This is a genomic window from Falsiroseomonas algicola (assembly GCF_011040385.1).
Classification (GTDB): domain Bacteria; phylum Pseudomonadota; class Alphaproteobacteria; order Acetobacterales; family Acetobacteraceae; genus Falsiroseomonas; species Falsiroseomonas algicola.
Map to the genome: position 1 here is coordinate 56,761 of NZ_JAAIKB010000021.1, position 11,125 is coordinate 67,885.

At 70.9% G+C, this 11,125-nt stretch carries 12 protein-coding genes; 6 read left to right on the forward strand and 6 right to left on the reverse strand.

What is annotated here, in order from left to right; genetic code table 11:
- Positions 1–77: 77 nt before the first annotated feature.
- The 5 genes from G3576_RS28310 to G3576_RS28330 form a co-directional block, all read right to left on the reverse strand.
- Positions 78–500, reverse strand: a complete 423-nt coding sequence (locus tag G3576_RS28310; RefSeq protein ID WP_164697850.1) for a hypothetical protein — start codon at positions 498–500, stop codon at positions 78–80.
- A gap of 51 nt (positions 501–551) precedes the next feature.
- A complete protein-coding gene (locus G3576_RS28315; protein ID WP_164697851.1) occupies positions 552–1,652 on the reverse strand; it encodes an ABC transporter ATP-binding protein in 1,101 nt (366 codons plus the stop codon).
- Between the two features lie 7 nt (positions 1,653–1,659).
- Positions 1,660–2,556 carry a carbohydrate ABC transporter permease gene (locus G3576_RS28320; protein WP_164697852.1) on the reverse strand — a complete coding sequence of 299 codons (897 nt, stop codon included), beginning with the start codon at positions 2,554–2,556 and terminating at the stop codon, positions 1,660–1,662.
- A gap of 1 nt (position 2,557) precedes the next feature.
- Positions 2,558–3,487, reverse strand: a complete 930-nt coding sequence (locus G3576_RS28325; RefSeq protein ID WP_164697853.1) for a carbohydrate ABC transporter permease — start codon at positions 3,485–3,487, stop codon at positions 2,558–2,560.
- A gap of 76 nt (positions 3,488–3,563) precedes the next feature.
- Complete coding sequence (locus G3576_RS28330; RefSeq protein WP_235952504.1) at positions 3,564–4,913, reverse strand: ABC transporter substrate-binding protein; 1,350 nt, start codon at positions 4,911–4,913, stop codon at positions 3,564–3,566.
- Between the two features lie 245 nt (positions 4,914–5,158).
- Here G3576_RS28330 and G3576_RS28335 point away from each other — a divergent pair, with 245 nt between their 5' ends.
- Entirely contained in the window at positions 5,159–5,863 is a 705-nt protein-coding gene (locus G3576_RS28335; RefSeq protein ID WP_164697855.1) for a hypothetical protein, read from the forward strand.
- A gap of 27 nt (positions 5,864–5,890) precedes the next feature.
- On the opposite strand, the gene G3576_RS28340 is transcribed toward G3576_RS28335, so the two are convergent.
- Positions 5,891–6,784, reverse strand: a complete 894-nt coding sequence (locus G3576_RS28340; protein ID WP_164697856.1) for a helix-turn-helix transcriptional regulator — start codon at positions 6,782–6,784, stop codon at positions 5,891–5,893.
- Positions 6,785–6,853: 69 nt separating this feature from the next.
- On the opposite strand from G3576_RS28340, the gene G3576_RS28345 reads away from it, so the two are divergent.
- Genes G3576_RS28345 through G3576_RS28365 form a run of 5 tightly spaced genes read left to right on the forward strand, consistent with a single transcriptional unit; the run spans position 6,854 to position 10,965 of the window.
- Positions 6,854–7,582, forward strand: a complete 729-nt coding sequence (locus G3576_RS28345; RefSeq protein WP_407926142.1) for an ABC transporter permease — start codon at positions 6,854–6,856, stop codon at positions 7,580–7,582.
- Positions 7,579–8,286: an ATP-binding cassette domain-containing protein gene (locus G3576_RS28350; protein WP_164697857.1), complete on the forward strand. Its 708-nt coding sequence runs from the start codon at positions 7,579–7,581 to the stop codon at positions 8,284–8,286. Before G3576_RS28345 ends, G3576_RS28350 begins: the two co-directional genes overlap by 4 nt.
- Positions 8,287–8,303: 17 nt before the next feature.
- Positions 8,304–9,128: a substrate-binding domain-containing protein gene (locus G3576_RS28355; RefSeq protein ID WP_164697858.1), complete on the forward strand. Its 825-nt coding sequence runs from the start codon at positions 8,304–8,306 to the stop codon at positions 9,126–9,128.
- The gene (locus tag G3576_RS28360) at positions 9,128–9,928 is read left to right on the forward strand and encodes a molybdate ABC transporter substrate-binding protein (protein ID WP_164697859.1); all 801 of its coding nucleotides are present in this window, start codon (positions 9,128–9,130) and stop codon (positions 9,926–9,928) included. The genes G3576_RS28355 and G3576_RS28360 overlap by 1 nt, the downstream gene beginning before the upstream one ends.
- Complete coding sequence (locus G3576_RS28365; RefSeq protein ID WP_207623086.1) at positions 9,928–10,965, forward strand: ABC transporter substrate-binding protein; 1,038 nt, start codon at positions 9,928–9,930, stop codon at positions 10,963–10,965. The genes G3576_RS28360 and G3576_RS28365 overlap by 1 nt, the downstream gene beginning before the upstream one ends.
- The last annotated feature ends 160 nt before the right edge of the window (positions 10,966–11,125 follow it).

Consider the following 11,125-nt stretch of genomic DNA (forward strand, 5'->3'; position numbering starts at 1 on the left):
TCCAGCCCCGGGTGGTCAGCGAGGGGCGGATCGCTGATGGGCGGCGACCTGTCCGGCGCCGTGCTCGCCGCGCCGCCTCAGCCGGGATGGAGCGGCGTCTGGCAGGCGCTCCGCCGGTAATGCGGCAGGCCACCATGATAGCTTCCCACCTGCACAGGCACGCCGAGGACATCCACGCGGAGCACATGCACACACCGCGCTTCCTTCCCTTCGTGGTAGATGCGCTGTTCCAGCGTCCATTGCCGCCCGTCAGGACTGCGCCAGCCGATCCAGATGCGGGATTCCGGACGCGCGCCGCGTGCCAGCCTGTGCTCGAAGACATGAAGGGCATCTTCCGGGCGGCCCTGGAAGCGGGCGACCGATGGCCTATTCTCCGCTGACAGGTTCACGTCGCTGAGCGGCACCTCCGACACCACGACGATTGTGGCGAGGTAGGCAGGGATCGACAGGTACACCCAGCCAGCAGACAGCACCGCGAGAACCGCAAGCACCTTCGCCATGCGGGGCAAACCCGTCGATGCGACCGGTCCTGAGGCTGCTATGCCCTCCTTCTACAGCACCTTCCCGGATTCGGGATCGATCAGGTGCATGTGGTTGAGGTCCGCCGCAAACTGCATGGGGCGGCCGGGTTCGGCCGGCGTCGTGGGGTCGATGCGGCAGCAGACCTCGGCGCCTTGCAGCCAGAGATGCACCAGGGTCTCCATGCCCATGGGCTCGATCACCTCGGGCGTCAGCTCGAAGACGGCGATGTTGTCGCGGTCGAGGTTCTTCACCTCCGTCAGATGCTCGGGGCGGATGCCGAACAGAACCTCCCGCCCCGCGGCGGTCTGGTAGCGGGCGGTGCGGGATTCCGGGACGGGGACGGTGATGCCGTTGGGGAGCGTCACGCGCAGCGCGCCCGATCCGTTCTCGACCCGGGCGGGGATGAAGTTCATCGCGGGGCTGCCGATGAAGCCGGCAACGAAGCGCGTCTTCGGGTGGTGGTAGAGTTCCTGCGGCGGGCCCACCTGTTCGATGATGCCGTGGTTCATGACGACGACGCGATCCGCCAGCGTCATCGCCTCCACCTGGTCATGGGTGACGTAGACGGTGGTGGTCTTGACGGTCTGGTGGACCTTCTTGATCTCGGTCCGCATCTGCACGCGCAGCTTGGCGTCGAGGTTCGAGAGCGGTTCGTCGAACAGGAAGACCTTCGGGTCCCGCACGATGGCGCGGCCCATGGCGACGCGCTGCCGCTGGCCGCCGGACAGCGCCTTCGGCTTGCGGTCGAGCAGCGGCGTGATGTCGAGAATGCGAGCCGCATTCTCCACGCGGCGCTTGATCTCCTCCTTCGGGAACTTCCGGAGCGTCAGGCCGAAGGCCATGTTCTCGTAGACCGACATATGCGGGTAGAGCGCGTAGTTCTGGAACACCATGGCGATGTCGCGGTCACGCGGCGGGATGTCGTTCACGACGGTGCCGCCGATGGCGATCTCGCCGCCCGTGATCTCCTCCAGCCCCGCGATCATGCGCAGCGTGGTGGACTTCCCGCAGCCGGAGGGGCCGACGAGCACGACGAATTCATGGTCGGCGATCTCCAGGTCGATGCCCTTCACCGCCTGCACGCCGCCTTCATAGGCCTTCACGACCTTGCGGATGGATACCTGAGCCATCGGATTGTCAGCCTTTCGTCGCGCCGGCGGTCAGGCCGGCGATGTAGTAATCCATGAGGAACGCATAGACGATGACGGGCGGCAGGGCGGCGAGCAGCGCGCCGGCCATGATCTGCCCCCAGGCGAAGGTGTCCGCGCGCACGAGCTGGGAGACGACGCCGATGGTCAGCGGCATCTCATCCGGCGTGGTCACGAAGGCGGTGGGATAGACGAAGGCCGCCCAGCTGACGGTGAAGGCGAAGATCGTCGCCGCGATGATGCCGGGCATGGCCACGGGGATGAAGATCTTCAGCAGCATCTGGGACCAGGACGCGCCATCGATCAGCGCGGCCTCGTCCAGCTCCTTCGGGATGGAGGCGAAGTAGCCGATCATGATCCAGGTGCAGAAGGGCACCGTCAGCGTGGGATAGACGACGACCAGGCCCCAGGAGGAGTTCAGCAGCCCGAGCCCACCCACGATCTGGTAGAGCGGGATGAAGAGCAGCGTCTCCGGGATCAGGTAGGTCAGGAAGACGCCGGTCGCCAGCGCCTGGCTGCCCCAGAAGCGCATGCGCGCGAGGGCGAAAGCGGCGAGCGTCGAGATCACCATGGTGATCAGCACCACCATCACCGTGATCTTGGCGCTGTTCCAGAAGAAGACCAGGAAGGTCGGGTTGCTCAGGATCGCCGTGTAGTTCTCCAGCGTCGGGTTGCGTACCAGCCAGGGATTGCCCTGGAGGTTGGCGACCTCCGCACTCGTCTTCAGGCTGGTGACGAACATGTAGACGGGCGGCGCCAGGAAGATGATGGCGGCGAAGATCAGGGAGATGTAGGCGGTCCAGAGCGCCCAGCGGCGTTCGGAGGAAAGGCTGCCCGCCTTGTGGTAGATGTCGGGCAGGTCGCGGGTGGCACCGGTCGTGCTCATCTCACGATTCCTCCTTGTTCCGCCGGGTCACGCCGCGCAGCACGAAGAAGGCGAAGATCGCCAGCAGCGGGAACATGAAGAGCGAGACGGCGGCGCCGCGCGGCACGTTGCCGGACAGGATGCCGACCTGGAAGGCGTAGGTCGCAAACACGTGGGTCAGGTCCCGCGGCCCGCCATTCGTGAGCACGCGGACGATGTCGTAATTGGCGAAGGTGACGATCAGGCTGAACAGCACCGTGATGCTGATGATGTTGCGCATCATCGGCAGGGTCACGTAGCGCAGGCGCTGGAAGCCGGTCGCGCCATCGATGGCCGCCGCTTCGTATAGCTGTTCCGGCACCGATTTCAGCGCGGCCAGATACATGATCATGAAGAAGGGCGCGCCGTACCAGACATTGACGATGATGACGGAGGTGCGCGCCCACCAGGGCTCGCCGAGCCAGGGGACCGAGGGCACGGCGAAGACGTTGAGCAGGTAGTTGATGGAGGAATAGCTGGGGTCGAACATCCACCACCAGCCGAGCGTGGAGAGCGCCGGCGGGATGACCCAGGGCACCAGCAGCATGCCGCGCCACTTCCGCTGCCCCTTGGCCGGGATGTCGTGCAGCATATGGGCCAGCCAGAACCCGATCAGCGCCTTCAGCAGCACGGCGGAGACGGCGAAGATGCAGCTCTGCGCGATCACCATCCAGAAGGTGTCGGTATCCAGCAGGATCGCGAACTGCTCCAGCCCGATGAACTCGGTCATGCGCCGGTTCAGGGTGGAGAGATACATCGCGTAGCCCGCGGGATAGACGACGAGTCCCCCGATGACCGCGATCAGCGGCAGCGTCATCAGGAAGGCGATCGTCGAACGCCGTCGGGTGAAGCGCTGGAGGGAGGTGACCCCCTCCGTGCGCCCTGCCGTCATGGTCGCGCCGCTGGCCGACATGCGGATGGTCTCCTGTCCCGCGGTGGATATGCGAAGGGCGGGAAGCCTTCCGGCCCCCGCCCTTGCCCTGCCGGCGTCAGCCGCGCGCGAAGTTGCGCAGCTCGCGCTCCGCCCAGGTCAGTGCCTGGTCGATGGTCTCGCCCCCCTGCGCGACGCGGGCGACGAGCTTGGTGTTGATCGCCTGGTTGTAGGCCTGCACGGCGATCTCCGCCGGGGCGGGCGCGAAGGCGATGGACTGCTGGGCCTGGTGGTGCGGCTTCAGCGGGTAGTTGTAGACCACGCCGGTGGGCGGGCCTTCCGTGCGCCAGATGTCGAAGTTCGACATGCTGCCGAAGGGCGGGATGTCGTAGCCGCTGCTGGTCGTGGTCTGCCGGTCCGCGCTGGTGCGGTCGGACAGGAATTCCAGCAGGCCCTTGGCCGCCGTCTTGTTCCGGCTGAAGGACCAGATGCCCCAGAAATAGGGCAGATACGGCGTGAAGCGGCCCGCCGGGCCCGCCGGCATCGGGAAGGTCCAGCACTTCTCCGCCACCGCCGGCGCATCGCGCTTCGCCACCGCCCAGGTGGAGGGCGGGTTGAAGATCAGCGCGGAGCGGCCGGAGATCAGCGCGCGGTTGTTGCTGGCATCGTCCCAGGCCCAGACATCGTTCGGCAGGAAGCGCGCCAGGCGCACGAGGTATTCCAGGCCCGCGCGCACGCCGGGGTCGCGGCGCACCGTGACCTGGCCGTTCTCGTCGATGAACTTGGCGTTGTGGCTGCGGAAGAAGGCGCCGACCCAGTCCACCGCATCGGTGAAGCTGCCCATGGGCAGGCCGAAATGGAAGCCGGCGGCGGCGCATTTCTCGGCCGCCGTCAGGAAGGTGGCCCAGTTCCACTGGTCCACGCCCGGGCCGGCGCGGTCCTCGGCCGGATACATGGCGCGGACATCGAGGCCCGCGTGTTCCTGCAGCAGGTCGAAGCGGGCCAGCGACGGCTTGTGCTGGGAGCCGGAGACGGCGGGGATGGCGCGCCAGGCGCCTTCGCGCTTGGCGAGATACTCGGCCGTCGGGTTGATCGGGCCGTATTTGCCGATCAGGCGGCCGACGATGTCGTCCACCGGCTCCAGCAGGCGGGCATGGGCCGATGGCTCCCAGGTCGGGAAGCTCAGGATGTCGTGCCCGCTGCGGGCCTGCGCCTGGGCGGCGATGGTCAGCAGGTTCTGGTTGCCGACGGAGGTGATGAAGTCCACCTGCACGTCGACGCGGTTGTTGCGCCCCCATTCCGCGCAGAGCTCGCGCATGATGCCGTTGCCGGCGGGGACCCAGTGGTCCCAGAAGCCGCAACGCAAGGTGGTGGTCGCCTGGGCGTGCACCGCGGGGGCGGTGAGTGCCGTGCCGCCGGCGATCGCGACCGCGCCTGCACCGGCGCGCAGCATGTCGCGCCGGGTCATCCCCTGAGCCATCCGTTCCTCCTGCCCTGATGCGGCCGTTATCCCGGCCTGCCTGGTTGCGACGTGAAGGTTACGCATCGTGCGGCGCGGGCCGCAAGCCCGCTTGGCGGGGCCTCACCGCAGGATGTTCGGGGCGGGGCGGAACGCGGGATGCGCGCTACCGTTGAGTGCCTTCCCGGCACCAGGCGCGGCCCGCAGGCCCGCCGGCCGACGAGACCACGAAGGACAGGACGGGAGAGAGCCGCATGGACCGCACGATCACAGCCATGTTCGACACGCGCGCGGAGGCCGAGCAGGCGGCGCACGCTTTGCGCCAGATGGGCGCGCAGGATGTGCGCATCCGCGCCACAGAAGGCACCGCCGCGCCGGGTGCGCGACCGGAGGAGGATCGCGGCATCCTCGCCGCCATCGCCGATCTCTTCGTGCCGGATGACGACCGCAACACCTATGGCGAGGGGCTGCGCCGCGGGCATGTGCTGGTCTCCGCCGAGGTGCCGGAGGCGCAGCTCGATTCTGCCATGGACGTGATGGAGGCCGCGGGCGCCTTCGACCTCGACACGCGGGCGGAGGAATGGCGCGGCTCGGGCTGGGTCAGCACCACGCCGCGGGGCGCCGCCGGCACGAGCCTGACGGGCACGACGCCGCTCAGCGGCGGGCTTGCGGAGAAGGCGGATGAAGAGGGCGAGGATCGCGACGATCCGCGCCAGCGCGGGGCCAATCTGGGCAGCGCGGATGCCGGGATGGCGGCGGGCATGGGCCGCACCACCGGCACGCTGACCAGCGCGGGCGCGATGGGGCGTGTCGATGGGGATGGCGGCACGGCCCTGCCGCCCGGCCGCGCCCGCGTGCGCAGCTACGCCACCCGCAGGCCCGGCGTGACGGCGGGCGAGGTGGAGACGGACAGCGCGGCGAACGACCCGACGCGCGCGGCCGGCCGCGGCGCGGCGTAGCGCCTCCGGCCGCGGAGCGGCGTAGGGCTAGAGGGCGAAGGCGACGCTGCCGGTAGCTTCCACCTCATAGCCGCCGAGGCGCGCGGCGCGCTCCCGGAAGGCCACGCCGCGCGCGAACTCCATCAGGCGCTGCAGGGGCGGGTCGAACCAGTCCCGCGGGCGCGCCACCAGGTCGAAGCGCTCCCGCACCAGCGGCACGAAATGCAGGCCGCGGAGCAGGGCCTCCGCGCGGATGCCGAAGCCGGCGGCCGCGCGACCTTCCGCCACCGCGGCGGCGACCTCGTCCTCGGTCGCCGACGGCGCAGGCAGGAACCGCAGCGCATCGAGGCGCAACCCCGCCTCGCTCAACAGATGCACCAGCAGCAGGTGGCTGCCGGCGCGGGCCTGGCGGCCGGCGACGGTGATGCCGGGCCGCGCCAGGTCGGCGACGGTGGCGAGGCCCTGCGGATTGCCGGCGGGCAGGATCAGGCCCTGTTCGCGCCAAGCCCAGACCAGGCCGACGACGGAATCGCCCGGGACCTCGGCCCGCGTCGCCGTCTCATTGAAGCCGCCGGTGTCGGGATCGGGGACATGGACGGCGGCGGCACAGGCCTGGTGGGCAGCCAGCGCCATCAGCCCATCGAGGCTGCCGCCCGCGCGCAAGGCCAGGCCGCAGCCGGATTGGCGCACCGCCCAGTCCAGCAGCGGGTCATGGCTGCCGGCCAGGATGGGGGGCGGCGTGATGCGATGGTCCGGCGCCTCCGCCTGGCGGCCGAGCCAGAGGCTGAGGGCGGTGCGGGGGAAGAGCCATTTGCCGCCGATCTGGGCCGCCGGCACGCGGCGCTGGCGCGCCAGGTCGTAAAGGGCGCGTTCCGACAGGCGAAGCCAGCCAGCGGCTTCCTTCAGCGTCATGATCTCGGAAGGCGTCGGACGGGCAGGCATCGGCAGATTCCGGCAGATTCAGGCAGATGATGATGCGATAGGGTAGCGTCCTGCGATGGACGCCGCCAGATGCCGGCCTTACCTGGGGCGGGCATGCAGGACCTCGGCACCGCCTTCTCGCTCGCCCTCGGGCTGATCCTGTCGGGGGATGACGGGCTGGCGCGGATTGTCGGCCTGTCGCTGCGGGTATCGCTGACGGCGGTGGCGATCGCGGCGCTGGTGGGGCTGCCGCTGGGCGCGCTGCTGGCGGTGGCGCGCTTTCCGGGGCGGCAGGCGCTGGTGGTGGCGCTGAACGCGCTGATGGGGCTGCCGCCGGTGGTGGCGGGGCTGCTGATCTACCTGGCGCTGTCGCGCAGCGGTCCCTTCGGCGCGCTCGGGCTGCTGTTCACGCCGACGGCGATGGTGATCGCGCAGGCGCTGCTGATCGCGCCGATCCTGGCGGCGCTGAGCCGGCAGGTGCTGGAGGCCATGTGGGACGAATATGCGGAGCAGCTGCGGAGCTTCGGCGCGGGGGTGTGGCGCGCGGTGCCGACGCTGCTCTGGGACGGGCGCTTCATGCTGCTGACGGTGCTGCTGGCGGGCTTCGGGCGGGCGAGCGCGGAAGTCGGCGCGGTGATGGTCGTCGGCGGGAACATCGAGGGCTTCACGCGGGTGATGACCACGGCCATCGCGCTCGAGACCTCGAAGGGTGACCTGCCGCTGGCCCTGGCGCTGGGCGTGGTGCTGATGGCGATCGTGCTGGGCGTGAACGCGCTCGCGCAGGGGCTGCGCGAGCTGGCGGCGAGGCGCGGCGCATGATGGTGCCGGGTGTGCTGCCGCTGCGGGCGGAGGGGCTGGGCTTCTCGGCCGGCGGCGTCGAGATCATCCGCGGCATCGACCTCACGCTGCGCGCGGGCGGGCCCACGATGGTGATCGGGCCGAATGGCGCGGGCAAATCCGTGCTGCTGCGGCTGCTGCACGGGCTGCTGCGGCCGACCGCCGGGCGGGTCGCCTGGGCGCTGCCGGAGGAGGTGGCGCGGAAGCGCCAGGCGATGGTGTTCCAGCGGCCGGTGATGCTGCGGCGGTCGGTGCTGGCCAATGCCGAGTATCCGCTGAAGCTCGCGGGGCTGGATCCTGCCCGCGCCGTGGCTGCGCTGGAGCGCGTCGGGCTTTCGGCCCTGGCGGGAAGGCCGGCGCGGAAGCTCTCGGGGGGCGAGCAGCAGCGCCTCGCGCTGGCGCGGGCCTGGGCGATGGGGCCGGAGGTGCTGTTCCTCGATGAGCCGACGGCGAGCCTCGATCCCGCGGCGACGCGGCAGGTGGAGGCGATCGTCTGCGCCATCGCGGCGCAGGGGACGAAGGTGGTGATGACGACGCATGACCTCGGCCAGGCCAGGCGCCTGGCGGAGGAGGTGGTGCTGGTGGTGGCGGGCCGCGTGAACACCGCGGGCCGCGCGCCGGATTTCTTCGAGAGGCCGCCGAGCGGGGAGGCCGCGGCCTTCCTGCGCGGCGACCTGCTGTGGTGAGACAAGGGAGAAGACCAATGATCCGCCGGTTGTTCCTGGGCCTCGGCCTGGCTGTCGCGCTGGCGCTGCCCCTCGCGGCGCAGACGAATTCGATCACGGTGTCCTCCACGACATCGACCGAGCAGTCTGGGCTGTTCGGGCACATCCTGCCGATCTTCACGCAGTCCACCGGCATCGCGGTGCGCGTGGTGGCGCTGGGTACCGGGCAGGCGCTGGATGTGGGGCGGCGGGGCGATGCCGACGTGGTCTTCGTGCATGACCGGGAAGCGGAGGAGCGCTTCGTGGCGGAGGGCTTCGGCGGGCCGCGGCGCGCGGTGATGTTCAACGACTTCGTCATCGTCGGCCCGGCCAGCGACCCGGCCCGCATCAACGGGCTGCGCGACAGCGTGGAGGCGCTGAAGCGCATCGCCGCCGCGCGGGCGCCCTTCATCAGCCGGGGCGACCGCAGCGGCACGCATGCGGCGGAGTTGCGGCTGTGGCAGCAGGCGGGCATCGACGTCGCGGCGGGGCGCGGCGCCTGGTACCGGGAAGTCGGCCAGGGCATGGGCCCGGCGCTGAACACGGCCGCGGCGCAGAACGCCTACATCCTGGCCGATCGCGGCACCTGGCTGGCCTTCCGCAACCGGCAGGATCTGCGGATCGTGACGGAGGGCGATGAGCGCCTGTTCAACCAGTACGGTGTCATGCTGGTCAGCCCGCAGCGCCACCCGCATGTGAAGACGGAGGCCGGGCAGCGCTTCATCGACTGGCTGGTCTCGCCCGCGGGGCAGGAGGCGATCGCGGGCTACAAGATCAACGGGGAGCAACTGTTCTTCCCGAACGCCAACCAGCCGGGGGCGTGATGCGCGCGCTGGCACTGGCGGCGGTGCTGCTGATGGGTGGAGCGGCACAGGCGCAGGAGGTGCGGCTGCACGCGGCCGGGTCGCTGCGCGCGGCGCTGACGGAGGTCGCGGCCGCCTTCCAGGCGGCGGGCGGAGGCACGGTGCGGGCCAGCTTCGGGCCATCCGGCCTGCTGCGCGAACGCATCGCGGGGGGCGAGGCGACGGATGTCTTCGCCGCCGCCAACATGACGCATCCGCTGGCGCTGGCGACTGCGCGGGGGCGGGACGTGGTGCTCTTCGCCCGCAACCGGCTCTGCGCGCTGGTCGGGCGCGATGTCGCGGTGGAAAGCGACACGCTGCTGGAGCGGATGCTGGACCCTGGCGTGAAGCTCGGCACCTCCACGCCGCGCGCCGATCCGGCGGGGGATTATGCCTTCGCATCCTTCGTGCGGGCGGAGGCGATCCGGCCCGGCGCGCGGGCGGCGCTGGAGGCGAAGGCGCTGACCCTGACGGGGGGCGCGAACAGCGCGCAGCCTCCCGCGGGCATCGACGGCTATGCCTGGCATGTGGCGGAGGGCCGGGCCGACATCTTCCTGACCTACTGCACCAACGCCGCCGTCGCGGTGCGCCAGGTGCCGGGCGGGCGGGTGGTGGCGCTGCCGGAGGCGCTGTCCGTCGCTGCGGATTACGGGCTGGTCGTGCTAGGGGAGACGCCGGGCGCCTCTCGGCTCGGGCTGTTCATCCTCTCCCCCGCGGGGCAGGCGGTGCTGGCCCGGCATGGGTTCGAGGCGCCGACCCAGCCGCGGGAGCCGCTTCCCTGATGATCAACCGCCGTCCCCTGCTCGCCACGCCCTTCCTCCTCGCCGCGGGTCCGGCGATGGCCTCGCGGGAGGTGGCGGATGCGACGGGGCGGCGGGTGGCGCTGCCGGGGCGCGTGGCGCGCGTGTTCCCCGCGGGGCCGCCGGCGGCGATCCTGGTCTACACGGTAGCGCCGGACCTGCTGGCGGGCTGGCCGGCGAGGCCTCCCCGCCCGCATGAGGCGGTGTTCCTGGACCCCGCGGCGGCGGCGCTGCCGGAAGTGGGCCGGCTGACGGGGCGGGACAACACCGCGAACCTGGAAGCGGTGCTGGCGGCGCGGCCGGATCTGGTACTGGACTATGGATCGGTCGCGCCGGTCTTCGTGCAGTTGGCGGAGCGCGTGCAGGCGCAGACCGGCATCCCGACGCTGCTGCTGGACGCGTCGCTGGCGAAGATCCCCGAGACCTATGAGACGCTGGGCGCGATGCTCGACCGACGGCCGGAGGCGGCGCGGCGCGCGGCGGAGGCGTCCCGCATCCTGGCAGAGGCGCGGGAGGCCGCCGCCCTGCTGGCGCAGCGGGGGCGGCCTCGGGTGTTCTATGCGCGCGGGCCTCGGGGGACCGAGACGGCGCTCCACGGGTCCATCAATGCCGAGATCATCGAGTATGCGGGCGCCGAGAATGTGGCGGTCGGCCCGCCCGGGGCGCGCGGCCTGGCGCAGGTCAGCGTGGAGCAGGTGCTGGCCTGGGACCCGGACTACGTCATGTCGTTGGACCCGGCCTTCATCGCCATGGCGCGGCAGGACCCGCTATGGCGCAGCCTGCGCGCGGTGCGGCAGGGGCGGCTGGTGCAGGTGCCGAACACGCCCTTCGGCTGGGTGGATTTCCCGCCGGCGGTGAACCGGCTGCTCGGCTTGGTCTGGCTGCCGATCCTGTTCGGCCTGGCGCCGCCGGATGGGCTGGAGGATCGCGTCGCGGCCTTCCATCGGCTGTTCTACCACCGGGACCCGGACCGGGCGCTGCTGAAGGGGCTGCTGGCGCCGGCGATGGGGCGGGGATGAGAGGCGAATTCGGGCTGGCGGGAGACCCCCACCCCGACCCTCCCCCGCAAGCGCGGGGGAGGGAGTCCGGGCGCGCCGCTGCCCCCTCCCCCGCGCTTGCGCTACGGCATTCACACAACTCGGCTTGCGCAAGGTTGTTTGTGCTGATTCGCTGCTGTTA